Here is a 16,091-nt window from a genome sequence, read left to right as displayed (position 1 = left end):
GTTTTCCTCTCGAAAGGGGCATGCAGAATCAGCGCCGGGACAGGGCCGGGTCGCCGAAGGGGGGTGGAACAGGGGACGCGTCGCGCGGACCGCCGGCTGCGGTCCGCGTGGATGGGGCCGAGGGTCAGGCGGGGGTGTTCGCGGCCTGAGCGGCGGCGAGGGCCGCGTCGGTATCGGCGGTGGCCAGCAGGGCGTTGATACGGGAGCCGGCCAGGGCGCCGGCCGCTGCGGAGGCGCCGAACTGGGCGGTCGGGTCGGTGGCGTTGCCCGCCACCCACACGCCGGGGACGTCGGTGGTGCCGGCCATGGCGGAGGCGAAACGGCGGCCCATGTCGTCGGGCAGGTCCTCCATCAGCAGCTTCAGCCCGTCCAGGCCCTCGGTACGGGCCTGCAACCGCGTGGCCACCGCGATCACACGCCGGGCGACGAAGGTGCCGTCCACCAGGCACAGACCGGCCAGGGCGCCGTCCTTCCCGACGACTTCCTGCACCCCGGTCTCGACGATGCGGATGTTGCGGGCGACGAACCGGGCGCGCGCGTCCTCGTCCAGATCGGTGCCATGGGTGAAGTACACTAGGTCGTCGGTCAGCTGACGGAACAGCAGTGCGTGGTGGACGGAAGCGGGGCTGGTGGCGAGGATGCCGATGGGCTCGTCGCGCACTTCCCAGCCGTGGCAGTAGGGGCAGTGCACGACGCCGCGGCCCCAGTGCTCGGCCAGGCCCGGCACCTCGGGCAGTACGTCGCGCAGGCCGGTGGCCACCAGGACGCGGCGCGCGGTCACACCGCGGCCGTCGGCGAGGGTGACGGTGAACCGCAGATCACCCTCGACCGGTTCAGCGGGCTCGGCGGAGGCGACTTCACCGAAGACGATCTGCCCGCCGTATGCGCGGACCTGTCGGCGTCCGCGTTTGAGGATCTCGGACGGCGGGGTGCCGTCCAGAACGATGAAGCCGTGCATCGCCGCGGCGGGTGCGTTGCGCGGGGTGCCGCTGTCGACCACGACGACCGACCGGCGCGAGCGTGCGAGCATGAGCGCGCCGTTCAGGCCCGCGGCACCGCCGCCGATCACCACCACGTCCACCGTCTCGGCGGGCAGGGTGTCGCTCTCGTAGCGGGAAGTCTGCGCAGACATGTCGCGCCCTTTCGTCTTACGTGGCCCCTCGTGCTGGACCAGCTGTATGCGACGTTAGACACATATTGCAGCAGAGGCATAAGGAGTTGCTTAGTACGCAAGAAGATGGGGCGCTGGGCAGCCTCGTACGCAATCGGGTCCGCGCTCTGCGCGTCGTACAGGGTTGCCCCCTGGAGGAACCGGCCACCCGCGCCAACCTCGGCCAGTCCTCACCGAGCCGGATCGGAATTCCGCCGCCACATGAGGGGTGATCTTGCGCGGCGGGCAGCACATCAAGCCACCCGCTTGCGCATCCCGCAAGGAGTCGTGTGGTAGGCGCATGGGGTGCTTACGTTGATGTCATGCCCCCAGCGCACGAGCACACCCTGAGAAGGCCTGCGTCCGCGGCGTCTCGGACCAGGCGCGCACTGCGCACCCGATTACTTGCCTCTTACGCAACCCCTCGCCGCGCCACCGCCGTGCGCGTCGTCGGGTTGGACAACCATGCCCGCGCACCCCTCGCGTGGCGCCAACTGCCGTGCCCCACGGCGCGGTGAAGAGAAATCGCAAAGGCCAGGATCAACTGCCAGAACCCGCACACCCTGGCCGGACTGCCCGGCACATGGACCATCACCGACACCGGCACGCTGGCCGTGACGGCCAAGGCCGAGGACGGCGTGCGCGTCAGTGGCCGGACGGTCGACGGCACCACCGAAGTCCCCTCCGGCGCCACGCTGGACTTCCCCGGCGGCCTCAACGGGATGGTCGGCGGCGCCAACGGTTCCTACGGCGTGTGCGGCCTCGTAGGCGATCGCGAGCTTGCCCGTTCGCGTGGCCAGGCCTCGCCACCGCTGAGGCGGTTGATGCATCGTTCGACGGTGTTGCGCTGCTTGTAGGCCTCGGCGTCGAAGCCGGGTGGGCGGCCGCCTCGGCGGCCCCGCCGTCGGCGGTGGCCGATCTGGTCGGAGGGCTGCGGGATGACCGCGCGGATGCCCCGGCGCCGGAGGTAGTTGCGAATGGCGCGGGAGGAGTACGCGCGGTCGGCCAGGACAACCAGGGGCCGGGTGCGTGGCCTGCCCACGCCGCTTCGGGGTACGCGGATGCGAGACATCACCGTCTCGAAGGCGGGTGCGTCACCGGCCTGACCTGCGGTGACTGTGAAGGACTGAGGCCGTGCACCGCCGTCCGCGGCCAGGTGAACCTTAGTGCTCGGCCCGCCGCGGGAGCGTCCGAGCGCGTGGTCATTGAGTTCGTCAGAGCGGGCCGCCCCCTTTTACGAACTCCGGCGGCGTGCTGGTGAGCCCGGACGACGGTGGAGCCCACCGACACGGTCCAGTCGATGTCGTCGTCTGCGTCCGCTGCTGCCAGGACAGCAGCGAAGACCATCTCCCAGGTGCCGTCGACCGGCCCATCTGATCAGCCGCTTGTGGGCGGTATGGAACGAGCCGAGTTCCTCGGGGAGATCCCGCCAGGGCGAGTGGGTGCGGTACTTCCAGGCGATGGCCTCAAGGGTGCGGCGGTGGTCGGCCCATCGTCGCCCGCGGACCGGATCGGCTCGCATCAGCGGCGCGATCCGGTTCCACATCACATCGGTGATCACTAATCGGAGAGACACATCCGACCAACTGACCACCCCTCAAAGAAACACGCGCTAGAGGTACTTCGTCCTCGTCACCGTCGTCCGGAGCCCGCCCGGCGGGCTCCGCCGCCGGGGAGGGCCCTGTGGAGAAGGGGCCGGCGGGCGTCTGCTCGGTGGTGCCCGAGGCGGCGGTGTCGCCGTTGAGCGCGGGGCAGTAGGCCCGCAGCGCGGGGTGGTAGGCGCTCAGTGCCGTGGCCAGACGGTGTCCTTCAGCGGTGTCCGGCAGACGGGTCACGGTGTTGAAGGCGGAGATCAGGGGCCTGCGAGGTCTTCCACGGCTGGATCGTCGTCGTTGGCCACCGCGGTTCGCAGGGCGGACAGGACGTGGGTGGCGGCGGCAGGCAGTCCCTTCTGGGTGCCGGACACGTAGGGAAGTGCTGCGTCCACGAGTCCCGCCGCACGGTTCTTGGGGGCGTCGGTGAAGCGGGCGTGGAGGAGGTCGGGCTGGAGGTAGGCCGAGCCGATGGTGCCGAAGTCCCGTTCCGCGACGGTCACCTGGACCTTGGAGGGGGACGTGGTCGGGGTGAGCGCCAGGAGGACGTCGGCGGCGCACGGCAGGACCTGGCTCCGCTGCCCGCAGTAGAGTTACTGTGATCACTACGAGGGGGGCCTCATGCAGATTCGGCGTGTCCGGCGTACAGCGATCTTCACCGCGGTAACCGCGGCCTGTCTGCTGTCCTGTTCCGCGGGCGCGGACGACACCTCTGGAGGTGTCGGGACGCGGGAGACCGCCCGTTCCTCGTCCGCCCCGGCGCCGGCGGACTCCACGGTGCAGGACAACGTCGCCGTCACCCCGACCCCTGCGGCATCTCCGGGGTCGGAACTGGTCCGTGATGCCTTCGCCGGGCTCCAGGCCACGCTCAACGACACGTGCACACCAGGCTCGGGAGACTGCGCGTACTTCCTGGGGAGAGTCCACGAAGAAGTGACGGGTCTCGATGCGGCGATGAAGGCGGACCCGAAAGGCCCAGGCCACTTCCCCGAGCCCATCGCGTGGATCGCGGACCTCCGCACGACGCTCGACGGCAACACCTCCACGGAGAACCTGGAAAGGCACCGTACACAGCTGATCGGTGTCCGCGACCGGATCAACGTCTGGATGCAAGACCACCCCGACAGCTACAGCTGAGGACATGACCATCAGCTCCACCCGAGCCTCCTCGCCTTCAGTCTGACTGCATACCGGTCGGTCGCGGTGAAGACGCTTCAAGAATCACGCAGTTACGTCACTGCCCGATGCCATGGCAGGAAAAGGGCATATACCCCGCCAGTCGCCCACCAGGACCGACAAATGCCCCGGAGGGGGACCATGGTCGCGTTCCACGCGTCCGCGTTGGACGGAGTCGCCCGCAACCCGGCGCTGCCGACACCGTTGCTACTGCGCTTACTCGCCTTTGACGGCGGCGGGGACGGTCCGCCCCGGCACGCCCTCCAGCGGGCTGGACTTCCCGAGGCCGCCGTCGCGGTGATCCTGGCTCACCCGTACCCCGGCGCTCGGATCGACCTCGCGACGAGCACCAGGGCCGAGCCCGCGCAGCGGGCCCGGCTCGTGGATGACCCCTCCCCCAAAGTGCGGGCCGCTCTCGCGTACGGACCCGAGTGGCGCGACCCACGTACGACGTTCGCGCCGCTGCCGGACAACGTGTGCGCCCGCCTGCTCGACGACCCCGACCCTTCCGTACGGGCGGCCCTGCTGGATTCACCCCACCTGACGCCGTCGTTCGTGGCCTCGCTGGCCACACACCGCTATCCGGCCGCGCGCCGGCGCGCGGCGCACGCATGGAGGACGCTGCCGCCGGGCGAGCGGTCCGCACTCCTTGCCGACCCCGACCCCGAGGTACGGCGGGCCGCTGCGCTGCGGGAGTGCCGGCGCGACGCACGCGTCACCGCCGAATTCCTCCGCGATCCGAGGTCCGCCGCCGAGGCGCTGCGACATGGGCTCCTCCACCGCGCTGATGCCGAGCGGTGCGTCGCCGAGCAGACGCACCTGGCCGCTCTCGCCGAGAACCCGTCGCTGCCCACCGACCTCGTGGAGCGGCTCGCCGTCGACCCCGACGCGGCCGTACGGCTCGCGGTCTCTCTCAGACCGGAGCTGGACGAAACACGACGCATGACGATCGACTTCACGGTGGGGGCCTTCGCCAAGGGGAACGTGGAGTGGGTACGGGACGGACTCGCCGACCCCGAAGTGCTGCGACAGGCCGTGACCTCCGCACACCCGCTGCTCCGCCGCACCGCCGCGCAGAGCCCCCACCTGCCGCCCGACCTCCTGCGCCTGCTCGCGCGCACCGAGGACCCGCTGGTGGAAGACCTCCTGGGCATGCACCACCCCGATACCCCGGAGGAGGTCCTGATGCGTGTGTACGCACGCCTCGCCGGCACGTTCTCCGCCTGGATGGCCGAGACGCACCCCCGTTTCCCCCGCGAGGGTCTCGCCGCACGTTACGCAGACCACCCGGACGGCAACTACCGCCGGCTGGCCGTCCGGGACCCGGCCGCCACACCCGCGCTGATCGAACGGCTCAGCCACGACCCCACGCTCTGGACACGCCAGGCAGCGACCGGCGACCCTCGCCTCCCGCTCCGCCGGCTCCGCGAGGCACTTCATGTCCCTGGGCTGGCCGCCAGCGCGGGTGCCAACCCGGCCCTCCCCGAGGACGAGATGGCCACCGTCCTGGACCGGGCCGGCGTTCCTGCCTGACCACTGAGCACAACCGCCCCGCCCTGCCCCACGGCTCGTCCGGTGGCACCGGGCACGAAGGCCCTGATCGACCGGACACCCCAAGGTGACATCGACCTCGACCAATCACACAGGGCCGTGCCTGAGGGCTCCGGCCGACCCCAGCTCGTCGCCCTCGTCCGGGCCGGAACCCTCGTTGAACGCGGCCATCTCGCCGGACGCACCGCCGGCCTCGCGGCATATGGTCTGTCCACCATGACCGACCACCACACGTACGGCACCAACACCCACACCGCCAGCGAGCTGGTCCGGCTCATCAGTGACTGCCTCAGCCTTGTCTTCACCGAGCGCGAGAGCGACTACCGGGGTATCTATCACGTTGCCGACAGCCCCGACGGACAGATCGAGATCCAGCCCAACCTGATTCCCGGCGATGCCGGTGAAGACGACTTCTACGCCCCTGAACACCCCGCGATCCAGGTGCTCTTGCTGACCACCACCCCGGTCCCGGTCCCCACCTTGCTGGCCTGCCTGGGCTCTATCGACGGGCTCATCCGCCTGTACCACGAGTCATGGTGAACGACTGCTGATCCACAAGATCGACGAAACGCTCAACACTGAACCTGAGGATTTGAAGCGTCCTCGGCAGGCGCCGTTGTCCGTCCCCGGTGCGACCGGCCAAAGTCGGTCACACCGGGGCGGACGACCCGCGACGACGCGGGCCTCCGCTGCCCAGCTCCCGCTCAAAGTCATCGCGGTGGCAACCCGAACCGGCGGTGCGGCCTCTGCCGCCGCCGGCGCCGGTAGAGCACCGACAGCTCTCCCTGTTCACTCCGTCCGGCCGGGTCCTGCGGCGCGGCCGACAGCGCGGCTTCCCCGAGAGGGATACGCCCGAGGTAACGGCGGCGCTGAAGGCCACGGTCGATGACGACCACACGCCGAACATCGTGCCCTGGTTTCGCGACCCGCCCGCCCCACGACATCCACCAGGGTCGCCGCAGAACCTTCTCCCACATCCATGCCCCGATGTTAAGGCTCTCCCATCAGGTCTCGTATGGACGAACCAGATCCACACCACAGCGCGGGAAGCGGTTGCCGATCCCGGTGCGCAGCGATGGGTTTCTCAAGAAAACGGAAAGCTTGCAACAAAACCGGAGCAATTCTGCTCCACTGGATGTAGCAGAAGCCACTTGTCCCTCGGTCAGTTCACCGCGCTCAGCAGGAGTTGCGCGAGCAGCGACACGTCCATGCAGATCACCGCTGTTGTCGCCACCGCCATGGCAACCGCCAGTGTGCGGGTGTTCGCCGCCGTGCCCATGAGGTGTGGGGAGGAGGTGGCGGCGACCAGGGGGACGAGGACCAGGGGAAGGCCGACAGCCAGGACGACCTGGCTGGTGATGAGCAGGGTGACCGGGGAGACATCGAGGGCGAGCAGGACGACGGCGGGAAGAACGGTCGCGCAGCGCCGTGCCCAGAGTGGGATGCCGCGGCGGAGGAGCCCGCTGGTCACGACGGCGCCTGCCTGAGTCCCCACCGCGGTGGATGTCACACCGCTGACGAGCAGCGCGACAAGGAATGCCAACTGGGCAGCGGAGCCGATGCGGGTGGCCAGGTCGTCGGCGATGGCGCCGAAGTCGTCGCCGGTGGATCCGCGCAGGGCTCCGGCGCCGACGAGGAGCATGACCGCGTTGGTCGTCCCGGCGACGAGCATGGCCAGCGCCACGTCGATCCGGTGAGCGGACAGCCGAGGGTGGTCCCGGGCGAGTGCACTGTGGACGTGCACCGCGTGCGGCATGATCGTGGCCCCGACGATGCCGGCGGCGAGGAACAGGGCGTCGTCGCCTTCCAGCGAGGGAATCAGTCCCGTGCCCAGCTCGTGGAGACCGGGCGGACGGGCGAGCAGGCAGAAGAGGAAGGCGCCCGCGATGAGGGCGAGGGAGACGACCGCGACATTCTGGAGGAAACGTTGTCCGAAGCGGTCGCCCGCGGCCAGCAGGGCGGCGCCCGCGGCGGCGGCGATCACTCCGCCGATCGGCAGGGGGATGCCGAGGAGCAGGTGCAGCGCGATCGCGGCGCCGAGCACTTCGGCGAGGTCGGTGGCGATGGACACGGCTTCGGCCTGGTACCAATAGGCCACCCGGACCGGCCGGCTGCACCGGTCGGCGATCAGCTCGGGCAGGCTCTTCCCCGTCGTCGCGCCGAGTTTCGCGGCGAGGTACTGCACCGGCCCGGCCACCAGCGTCGCCAGCACGACGACCCAGAGCAGGGTTGTGCCATGACCGGCGCCCGCGGCCACATTGGTGACGACGTTTCCCGGGTCGACGTAGGCGACGGCCGCCACGAAGGCCGGACCGATGCGCCGGGAGGCGGCAACCGCGGCCCGGCCTTCGGGGCGCTGCGCCGCAGAGGTCCCGACGGTGGTCGTCCGCACCGGCCCTCGCGCTCGCACCGGGTCCTACACCCTGGGCCGGGGCGAAGCGGGTTCGACGGTCACCGGTGTCATTCGGTGGCGCCGATGGGATTGTGCCGGGCGACGATGAGCGGGTCCCGGGGGGTGAAGGGGAACCGGGGCAGTTCACGCTCCGGGATGCCGAAGGTACCGGCCAGCACCTCACGGGAGAACGCCGTCGCGGTCGCCCGGTAGCCGATGTCGCCGGGCATGGGCTGGTCGAAGAAGATGAGGAAGTGGAAGCCTCCCTCGTCCAGGACCTCGATGTGGTGCGGATAGGCGCGCGGCACGAAGTACACATCGCCCGGACCGAGTTCGTACTCGCCGAGGGTGACGTCGGGTGCCAGTACGCGCATGCGTGCCCGCCCCTTGGCCACGTAGCCCATCTCGGCGGTGACCGGATGCCAGTGAGGCGCCCGCATCCCGTCCTCCCTGATCCGCAGGGAATACATCGAGATGTCGTCGAGAGCCGCCCAGAACTGCTTGCGCGCCAGGCTCGCCGAACCGTACGCATACGAGAGAGGGGCGTGCTGGCCCTGTACGTCGAAGAGACGGGCGTTCGGCAGTCTCTGGGTGGGATCGACCGTGCCGCCGCCCCGACGGGCGAAGATCTGCTCCGCCGGGGCCCGCTCGAAAGCGGTGAACGCCGTACTCGGCAGGTCGTAGGTGTTGCCGAGCACCGGGTTGGTCATGGCCGACAGGCTGTCGCGCAGCGAGAAGTGCTGGGGGCGCTCGTTCCGCAGAGCGATGATGATTTCCGCATCCGCGGAGCCCAGGTTCTCGATGTGGTACACCGCACCGGACTCCACGTGGTACATCTGCCCTTCGCCGACCACGAAGGAGGCGAACTCTCCCTCATCGGCCAGCAAAGAGACCAGCACCTCGCCGCTGACCACATATGCCAACTGGTTCGCGTTGACATTCCACTGCGGTTCACGAATCGCCCCGGGCGCGAGGACCACACGCTTGATGGACAGCCGGCTGAGGATGGGCAGGTTCTTCCCGTCGACGACCTGGACACTGCCGAGGTCGCTCCGGAACGCCGCTTCGGTCTCGGTGAGGGACACCCAATACGGCGAGCTTGTCGTCGGCATCGCACTCCTCACTCGTCAGCCGGAAGGAACCCTTTACCGAGGCCCAAACCGAATTTCGCACAGGCCAGGAACAGCAGACAGTCGTGAGAGGCATCAGGGTGACACGAAACGGATCCGTTCCTGCCGCCGTGCAGGCAGCAGCCGAACGCGGCCACCGTCTTGTCCTCGCGCTCCACGCACGGGGACACGTCGGTGAGCGCCCGCAACCGGTCCAGGCGCAGCGCCTCCGGGCCCTTCTCAAGGTATTGCCGCCGGTGTAGTTCGTGAGGGTGGGATGGGCGGCGAGACGCTGCGGCCTTTCCAGAGGCTTGGTAGCGAATGGTGTCTCGGACATTCAGTGATCCTCGGGTGTCGGTTGTTCGGCGATGGCTGTCTTACCTGCAGTTACGGGTGTGGCGCCTCGTCGTTCCGTGCCCGGTCCAGGTCTCTGACCCGGGCGAAGCGCTCACATCGGCGTTCGTAGCTCGCGCGCACCTCGGATTCAGGGGTGAACCGCTGCTCGATGTCGGCGGCGAAATGCCGCAGCGCGTCCGGGTCATGGACGCCCACAGCCAGGCCGGCCAGGTAGGAGGCTCCTTGAGGCGGCGCCACGGCCCACGCGGGGGCGCAGAACGGGCACTCCCAGGACATCGGACTTGATCTGGAGCCACGCCTCGGACAAGTATCGGCTCTTGCGGCTCGCATAGTCTGGCCGGTCCCATCCGACGACCGCGACGAGGACCAGCCCATGCACAACAGCACGAGGATCCGTCTGATAAAGCCCGCCGATGCCGCCCCGATCGCCGCGCACAGAGTGCGGGACTTCGAGGCTTTCCGGCCGTGGGAACCAGCCCAGCCGGCCGACTTCTTCACTCCGGAGGGCCAGGCGGAGCGGATCGACAGCTTGCTGGCCGGATACCGGGCCGGCACGGTCTGGCCGGGCGTAGTAGTCACCGACGACCAGGTGATCGGACAGGTCACCATCGGAGGCATCCTGCCGCAGCCACACCTTCGCCGCGGTTCCGTCGGTTACTGGGTCGCCAGTGTCGCGCAGAATCAAGGGCACGCCGGGCGCGCCGTCGGGCTTGTACTCCGGGTGATGGCGGACGACCTCGGGTTGCACCGCGCCGAGGCCTCCACCAATCTGGAGAATCTGCCGTCGCAACGGGTTCTGCGCCGCAACGGGTTCAGCCCGTACGGCGTCGCGCACTCCTCGATCTTTCTCGACGGGAGCTGGCGGGACGGGCTGCTGTGGGAGCGGGTACTGGGCGACTGACTGATCGCTACACAAGGAAGTCCGCAGGCGGTCGGCGGCATATAAAGGCTGCGGGCCAGTTCGAGCAAGCCCGGCCGTGGGCTACACCGCGTCCGGCGATCACGGGTTTGATGCCGCGATTCTGCGGCAGGCGGCGGTACTTGTCGAAGTCATAGCCCCGGTCGGCGTACAACGGAGGCTTCGGGCCACCTGGCCATGTCGAAGCCTTGGTCCACGGCATCCTCCTCGTACCATCCCTGACCGGCCATCCAGGTCTCAAGCCACTCTGCGAGGCTGCCGGCATCCACGAACCATGCCCGGGACAGGTCCTGCCCGCTGATCGCGTTCGGCTCGAAGAGGAGAACCGTTCCCTCCTCGCTCAGGCAGTCGACGCACGCGAACATGGCACATCCCCAGTCCAGGACCGGCAGGACGCCCTTGGGCCATGACCACCAGGTGTCCGCATCCGCAGCCGGGATCCGCCCCAGATAGCTCTCGACCGCTGCCTTCTCACCATCCGGATTCGGACCACCTGACAGAGGCAGCAACGAGTCCATCGGGCCGAACCCGCCGTTGCCCACCTTCGAGTACAGCGCGGCAAGAAGTGGGTGCAGACGGAAGCCGAGCCTCTGCTCTGCCTGGTCCAGAGCCTGCGCTGAGACCGGGGGCTGCAGTCGCTCTCCCTCGGCAGCCTTGGCCGCGACCTGTTCAACCAACTGCTCAAAGTTGTCCACGGAGACATGCTCGCCTACGGCTTCGGCATGCTCTGCCTCGACGAGAGTCCGGGCCCCGAGTGCCGCCGCGGTGGTTCCAGGTGCGGCCACGCCTCCTTCACCCGGGCGGCCACGGCCGCCTCGTCGCGCTCCACGGCCCGACGGGCCGGAACCTGATGACGCCAGCCGTGCCGCCGCAGCATCTGCGAGTTGCCTGACAGCGTCATGCTCTTGTGGAACCGTCGGCCGGTCAGTGTCTTGAAGCGGGCCAGGGTCCATGGTTGATCCGGCCGGCCGTGAGCGGCCGGGCCCTTTGGCCAGCTCCTCCTCCAGCACGGTGAACAGTGCCTCGCTCAGTTTCGGACGGGACGCCGGGCCGTGGGGACGAACGGCGTCCTGGCCGGCCTCCCGCCAGGCCCGCCGCCACCGCTGGCCGGACCGGACGCTGCCCCGTAACCCCTTCCCGATCTCCGTACTGCCCCGCCCGGCAGCGAACATCCCGGCTGCTTCCATCCGGACCCGCTCGCGGAATGCTTGCCTCTCCGCCGTCAGACCCCCACCTTGCGGATACCTCATACAACCGGCGTACCGCGACGATCAACAACAGCCGACCCCAACGACAACCCACCTTCAAGGTCAGCGGGCGTGAGGTGAGTACGTCAAGTCGCCTGAGCAGCAGCGGAGATTGCTTAGCCTCCCACCAGTGCGGCCACGAGGGGGGCCATCTGGGTCCGCGGATCGGGTGAGCCCGGCCAACTGGTCATCAGGAGATGGTGAGCGGTCCCGACGATGGCGAGGGCCGCGATGGACGGGGTGACGGTGTCCGCCAATCGGTCGAGTCGGTGCTCGGCTTCCAGGTAGCAGGTGATGGCCTCCTGGATTGTGGTGAAGCCGGGCGCTCCGGCTTTCAGGGCCTCGCGGATACGCAGGGCGGCGGCGGGGCGGGTCATGGCGAGGCCCGAGATGGCCGGGCCGCCGGAGCTGAGCAGCACGAGGACGACGGCGTTGAGGTTCGCTGTCACCGAGCCCTGCCCGGCGAGCCCCAAGAGTGCTTGTGCCTTCGCGGCTGTACGTGCGAACCGGTCAAGGCAGAGTTCGGCCACGAACTCGTCGAGCCCGGCGAAGTGTGTGTGCAGCAGCCCCTTGGCGCAGCCCGCCTCGGTAGTGATCGCCCGGCTGGTCAGCGCGCCGGGCCCGTCCTTCGCAAGGACCCGCTCCGCAGCGTCGAACAGCCGCTCGCGTACGTCCGGTGTCGCCACTCCGCGCGGTGCCATGGGCCTCTCCCGTACCTACTGCTGCCGTTGTCGGTGGGTGCGTCCCCTCCGTTGATCAAGCGGATCTTAGCGAGGATTGCGAGTTTGGGCATCTGCCCATACCGTATGGGCAGATGCCCATTCTTCGTCGCCCGTATCAGGAGGCACCCGTGCCGAACGTCGTCAACACCGAGCAGGCGCAAGCGTGGAACGGCCCCGAAGGAACTCACTGGGCCCGCAACCAGGACCGCTGGAACGCCGTGAACGAAGGTTTTAACGAGTCGCTGCTCGACGCCTCCGGGGTCGCCGGGGACCACCAGCTCCTCGACATCGGCTGCGGTACCGGGCAGACGACGCGGCTCGCCGCGCTCAGGGCTCCCCGAGGGCGTGCGCTGGGCCTTGACCTGTCCGGCCCGATGCTGGACGAGGCACGCACCCGCGCGGAGCGCGAGGGCATCCCCAATGCCGTCTTCGAGCAGGGAGACGCCCAAACGTATCCCTTCGGGACAGGCACGTTCGACACCGTGCTCAGCCGTTATGGAGTGATGTTCTTCGCTGACCCTGTCGCGGCGTTCAGCAACATCGGCCGGGCGCTGCGGCCCGGCGGGCGCCTGGCGTTCGTCTGCCCGGCCGATGCCGCGCTCAACGGCTGGGTCGGGGCGATGGAATCCCTGCGCGACCTGCTGCCGGTCGGCGACTTCGGGCGGCCGGGACTGCCCGGCATGTTCTCGCTGGCCCTCCCGGACCGGGTCCGCCATGTCCTCGCGACGGCTGGATTCTCAGGCATCGCCATCAACCAGGCACAGGCGTACGGGACGTGGGGGCGCGACGCAGAGGACGCGGCGGAGTTCCTGCTGCGCACGGGCCCTGGCCGCCACCTGATGGAGCAGGTCGACGCGGCGACGCGGCTCCGCGCCCGCCGGACCCTGGAGGACCATGTGCGCACTCACGAGGCAACGGACGGCACGGTCCGGCTGCGCAGCACGTCATGGCTGGTCACGGCGGACCGCCCGGCCTGAGTGAGGGGGCGCGGCCGAGCCCGGTGGGAGTGTCCGGTGTCCGACCAGATGGCCGGAAGTGGCCGGCCAGAGCGTGCCGACTGCTGGACTCGCCGATTTTCTCACCCACCAGGGGTGTGGCAGGCGGTCCGTCAACGGATGAGGCTTTGGTCCGCGATGCGGACGGTGGGATATGTATCGGGGGGCAGGTGGTGTGCCGTTCGGATGTGGTGGTCCATCGTGGCGGCGTCGGTGTCCAGTCCTCGGTCGGTGTAGATGGCGGAGGCTTCCTGCCAGCAGGCGATGGCCTCGTCGACGTGCCCGAGGTGGTTCAGCGATGTGGCGAGCACGGCGAGGGGCCAGGCGAGTGTCTCGTCATGGCTGCCGAGGGACGCGCGGCCCAGCGCGATCGCACGCCGGCAGTTGGTGATCGCCGTTTCGTGGTCGCCGATGCCCTGCCGGCCTCTGGCGATGGCAGAGAGTGCGCATGCTTCGCCGTCGGTATCGCCGAGCTGGTGGCGCAGTTGCGCACTGCGTGTGCCGTGGTCGATGGCTTGCTGGTAGTTGCCGAGATCGGCGTGGAGTTGGGCGATGTTGCCTTCCGCGACTGCTTCCCACCGTCCGGTGTCGAATCCTCGGCTGAGTGCGCGCGCCTCGTCGAAGTGGAGCAGTGCTTCGGCGAACCGGGTTTGTCTGCGCAGTAGTTGACCGAGTTCGGTGCGGGCGGCGATCTGGATGTGGATGTTGCCGGCGTCCCGGGCGAGTGCGGAGGCGCGGGCGAGGTCGGGCTCCGCGTCGGGATGTTGCAGGTGGGCCAGTGCTTCTCCGCGGGCGAGCAGGACGTTGGCTTCGTGTTCGGCCTCGCCGGAGCGCCGCGCCGCGCGCAGGCCCGCTGTGGCGGTGTCGATGCGTTCCTCCCAGCCGCCCATGAGCACAAGGAAGCCGAGAGCATCGACAAGGTGCAGGGCGTAGCGGTCCATGGTGCGGTCGACAGCATGGTGCAGGACGGCGACCAGGTTGGCCCGTTCGGCGGTGAACCATGCCCAGGCGTGGTCACGGTCAGGGATGGGGTGGGGGTGGGCAGGTTCGGCGGGGTTTGTCACCAGGCGTGTGCAGGTTGGATAGAGTCGGCGGTCGGCGGTGTGAGCGGTGTGGCTGTACCACGTGAGCAACGCGTCGAGGGCGTGGCTGCGCTCGTCCTCGGCGTCGTGTTTCCAGGCCAGCTCGTCGGCGTAGGCGCGCAGCAGGTCGTGGAAGCGGTATCGGTCGTGCGCGGACGGTTCGATGAGGTGTGCGTCGGCCAGCGTGTTGAGCAGCCGCCGTGTTTCGTGTGGAGGAAGGCGCACGAGGGCTGCCGCGGCGGGTGCCGAGATGTCCGGTCCGGGGTGCAGGCCCAGACACCGGAACAGGTGGGCCTGCGGCGCGGTCAGTTGTTCGTAGGACCATTCGAGTACGTTGCGGACCGCGGCGTAGGGGTCTTGACCCCAGCTCAGTGCGTCGAGTCTGGAGTCCTCGTCGGCGAGTTCGGTCACGATGTCGGTGACGGAGGCGTGTTCGTGGGCGGCCGCGCGTCCGGCGGCGATCCGCAGCGCCAGCGGCAGCCGGGCGCACAGCCGGATGAGATTCTCCACCGCGGCTGATTCTTTTCGGGCTCGGGTGGGGCCGATGATGCCGACGACCAGGCTCAGCGCCTCGGCCGGGGAGAGGACGTCGAGGGTGAGCCGGTGGGCGGCTTCGGTGACGACCAGGCCGGTCAGGCTGTCGCGGCTGGTCACCAGCACCATGCACCCGGGTGCTCCCGGCAGCAGTGGCCGGATTTGTTCGGCGCTGTTGGCGTTGTCCAGCACGATCAGCATGCGCCGTCCTGCCGCGAGGGTGCGGAACAGTCCCGAGCGGGCGCCGGTCCCGGCGGGCACCGCTGCCGGATGTACGCCGAGCGCGACCAGGAAGTCGTCGAGTACCTCGTCCGGGCTCGCGGGCTGGCCGGGACCGTAACCGCGCAAGTTGGTGTGCAGTGTGCCGTCGGGGAAGCGGTCCTGGACGCGGTGGGCCCAGTGCACCGCGAGTGTCGTTTTGCCTACTCCGCCTGAGCCGTCGAGTGCGGAGATCACCACGGCCCGGCCGCCGGCCGGGGGTAACAGGGCGTCGAGCGCGGCCAGGTGATCGGCGCGGCCGGTGAAGTCACGGATCGTCTGCGGCAGCTGCCGGGGTACCGGGGAGGCGACGGCCCGGGACGGCCTCGGGGCGGGCAGCACGCTGACGGCACGGGTGCGGTTGGTACGGCGGGGCCGGGGGGCGCCGCGCAGGATCTGCTCGTGCAGCCGCTGTACGTCGGCTCCGGGATCGACTCCGAGTTCTTCGGCGAGGCGGGTTCTGAGGCGGTGGAAGACGTGCAGCGCGTCCGCGCGTCGGCCGCACCGGTCCAGCGCCGTCATCAGCTGCGCGTGCAGCCCCTCGCGCAATGGGTGATCGTGCACGAGATCCGCGAGATCATCGACGACCTCGTGGTGTTCGTCGATCTCCAGCCGCCACCTGCCACACAGCTCCAGCGCGCCGAGCCGCTGCTCGTCCAGCCGGGCGGCGGATCTGGCCAGCGCCGCGGAGCCCAGCCCGTCGAGCGCGGAACCACGCCAGAGGCTCAATGCGGACCGGATCACCCCAACTGCTCTGTCCAGGCTCCCCTCAGCGGCGTGGCGGCGGCTGTCGGCGAGAGCGGCGGCGAACCGGAGGGAGTCGAGAGCCTCCTCACCGACGCAGATCCGGTAGCCGGGTTCCTCGGTGCGGATGAGCCGCTGGCCGATGTCGCCCAAGCGTCCGCGCAGTGCCGAGACAGAGTTCTGCAGCTGCTTGACGGCTGTGGCGGGCGGCTCGTCGTCCCAGGTCATCTCGGTGAGCCTGGACAGCGGTACCACCGAGTTCG

13 protein-coding genes and 4 pseudogenes are annotated in these 16,091 nt (G+C 69.4%); 6 read left to right on the top strand and 11 right to left on the bottom strand.

Translation table 11 applies throughout. From position 1 onward, the window contains the following. Positions 1–124 precede the first annotated feature (124 nt). Positions 125–1,132: an NAD(P)/FAD-dependent oxidoreductase gene (locus ACFXKG_RS21055; protein WP_384840997.1), complete on the bottom strand. Its 1,008-nt coding sequence runs from the start codon at positions 1,130–1,132 to the stop codon at positions 125–127. Positions 1,133–1,218: 86 nt separating this feature from the next. Here ACFXKG_RS21055 and ACFXKG_RS21050 point away from each other — a divergent pair. Further along, positions 1,219–1,356, top strand: a pseudogene (locus ACFXKG_RS21050) (transcriptional regulator); the annotation flags it as partial. A 548-nt stretch (positions 1,357–1,904) separates the two neighbouring features. Here the strand turns inward: ACFXKG_RS21050 and ACFXKG_RS21045 are convergent. Then, positions 1,905–2,726, bottom strand: a pseudogene (locus tag ACFXKG_RS21045) (IS5 family transposase); the annotation flags it as partial. Between the two features lie 276 nt (positions 2,727–3,002). Then, positions 3,003–3,245 (bottom strand): hypothetical protein, encoded by a 243-nt coding sequence (locus tag ACFXKG_RS21040; RefSeq protein ID WP_384840994.1) that lies wholly within the window; start codon positions 3,243–3,245, stop codon positions 3,003–3,005. Between the two features lie 118 nt (positions 3,246–3,363). On the opposite strand from ACFXKG_RS21040, the gene ACFXKG_RS21035 reads away from it, so the two are divergent. The 3 genes from ACFXKG_RS21035 to ACFXKG_RS21025 all read left to right on the top strand — a co-directional run bounded on the left by ACFXKG_RS21035 (position 3,364) and on the right by ACFXKG_RS21025 (position 6,009). Then, a complete protein-coding gene (locus ACFXKG_RS21035) occupies positions 3,364–3,879 on the top strand; it encodes a hypothetical protein (protein WP_384840991.1) in 516 nt (171 codons plus the stop codon). 180 nt (positions 3,880–4,059) lie between these two features. Next, on the top strand, positions 4,060–5,451 hold the full coding sequence (locus tag ACFXKG_RS21030; protein ID WP_384840988.1) for a Mucin-2: 1,392 nt from the start codon (positions 4,060–4,062) through the stop codon (positions 5,449–5,451). A gap of 42 nt (positions 5,452–5,493) precedes the next feature. Beyond that, entirely contained in the window at positions 5,494–6,009 is a 516-nt protein-coding gene (locus ACFXKG_RS21025) for a hypothetical protein (protein WP_384840985.1), read from the top strand. 622 nt (positions 6,010–6,631) lie between these two features. Here the strand turns inward: ACFXKG_RS21025 and ACFXKG_RS21020 are convergent. From ACFXKG_RS21020 to ACFXKG_RS21010, 3 genes are all read right to left on the bottom strand, one after another. Beyond that, entirely contained in the window at positions 6,632–7,879 is a 1,248-nt protein-coding gene (locus tag ACFXKG_RS21020; RefSeq protein WP_384840982.1) for an Nramp family divalent metal transporter, read from the bottom strand. Positions 7,880–7,929: 50 nt separating this feature from the next. Further along, entirely contained in the window at positions 7,930–8,973 is a 1,044-nt protein-coding gene (locus ACFXKG_RS21015) for a cupin domain-containing protein (protein ID WP_384840979.1), read from the bottom strand. Positions 8,974–9,357: 384 nt separating this feature from the next. Continuing rightward, complete coding sequence (locus ACFXKG_RS21010) at positions 9,358–9,603, bottom strand: hypothetical protein (RefSeq protein ID WP_384840976.1); 246 nt, start codon at positions 9,601–9,603, stop codon at positions 9,358–9,360. A gap of 97 nt (positions 9,604–9,700) precedes the next feature. Here ACFXKG_RS21010 and ACFXKG_RS21005 point away from each other — a divergent pair, with 97 nt between their 5' ends. Then, on the top strand, positions 9,701–10,228 hold the full coding sequence (locus tag ACFXKG_RS21005; protein WP_384840973.1) for a GNAT family N-acetyltransferase: 528 nt from the start codon (positions 9,701–9,703) through the stop codon (positions 10,226–10,228). Between the two features lie 73 nt (positions 10,229–10,301). On the opposite strand, the pseudogene ACFXKG_RS21000 reads toward ACFXKG_RS21005, so the two are convergent. The 4 genes and pseudogenes from ACFXKG_RS21000 to ACFXKG_RS20985 form a co-directional block, all read right to left on the bottom strand. After that, a pseudogene (locus ACFXKG_RS21000) lies at positions 10,302–10,400 on the bottom strand (IS5/IS1182 family transposase); the annotation flags it as partial. Beyond that, positions 10,378–10,941, bottom strand: coding sequence for an SMI1/KNR4 family protein (locus tag ACFXKG_RS20995; RefSeq protein WP_384840969.1), 564 nt, complete (start codon positions 10,939–10,941; stop codon positions 10,378–10,380). The pseudogene ACFXKG_RS21000 and the gene ACFXKG_RS20995, both read right to left, overlap by 23 nt. A 14-nt stretch (positions 10,942–10,955) precedes the next feature. Next, positions 10,956–11,496: pseudogene (locus ACFXKG_RS20990) on the bottom strand (winged helix-turn-helix domain-containing protein). 113 nt (positions 11,497–11,609) lie between these two features. Next, positions 11,610–12,194, bottom strand: coding sequence for a TetR/AcrR family transcriptional regulator (locus ACFXKG_RS20985; protein ID WP_384840966.1), 585 nt, complete (start codon positions 12,192–12,194; stop codon positions 11,610–11,612). Positions 12,195–12,343: 149 nt separating this feature from the next. Here ACFXKG_RS20985 and ACFXKG_RS20980 point away from each other — a divergent pair, with 149 nt between their 5' ends. Next, positions 12,344–13,192, top strand: a complete 849-nt coding sequence (locus tag ACFXKG_RS20980; protein ID WP_384841157.1) for a class I SAM-dependent methyltransferase — start codon at positions 12,344–12,346, stop codon at positions 13,190–13,192. 131 nt (positions 13,193–13,323) lie between these two features. On the opposite strand, the gene ACFXKG_RS20975 is transcribed toward ACFXKG_RS20980, so the two are convergent. Beyond that, positions 13,324–16,056: a BTAD domain-containing putative transcriptional regulator gene (locus ACFXKG_RS20975; RefSeq protein ID WP_384840963.1), complete on the bottom strand. Its 2,733-nt coding sequence runs from the start codon at positions 16,054–16,056 to the stop codon at positions 13,324–13,326. Positions 16,057–16,091 lie beyond the last annotated feature (35 nt).

This window comes from Streptomyces sp. NPDC059255, from assembly GCF_042752355.1.
Lineage (GTDB): Bacteria > Actinomycetota > Actinomycetes > Streptomycetales > Streptomycetaceae > Streptomyces.
This window is presented reverse-complemented; position numbering and strand designations above follow the sequence as displayed.

Coding starts and splice junctions, on each gene's coding strand:
- ACFXKG_RS21005 (WP_384840973.1), top strand. CDS start 9,701: ATGCACAACAGCACGAGGATCCGTCTGATAAAGCCCGCCGATGCCGCC.
- ACFXKG_RS21030 (WP_384840988.1), top strand. CDS start 4,060: ATGGTCGCGTTCCACGCGTCCGCGTTGGACGGAGTCGCCCGCAACCCG.
- ACFXKG_RS21015 (WP_384840979.1), bottom strand. CDS start 8,973: ATGCCGACGACAAGCTCGCCGTATTGGGTGTCCCTCACCGAGACCGAA.
- ACFXKG_RS20975 (WP_384840963.1), bottom strand. CDS start 16,056: ATGACCTGGGACGACGAGCCGCCCGCCACAGCCGTCAAGCAGCTGCAG.
- ACFXKG_RS21010 (WP_384840976.1), bottom strand. CDS start 9,603: ATGTCCTGGGAGTGCCCGTTCTGCGCCCCCGCGTGGGCCGTGGCGCCG.
- ACFXKG_RS21055 (WP_384840997.1), bottom strand. CDS start 1,132: ATGTCTGCGCAGACTTCCCGCTACGAGAGCGACACCCTGCCCGCCGAG.
- ACFXKG_RS21035 (WP_384840991.1), top strand. CDS start 3,364: ATGCAGATTCGGCGTGTCCGGCGTACAGCGATCTTCACCGCGGTAACC.
- ACFXKG_RS20985 (WP_384840966.1), bottom strand. CDS start 12,194: ATGGCACCGCGCGGAGTGGCGACACCGGACGTACGCGAGCGGCTGTTC.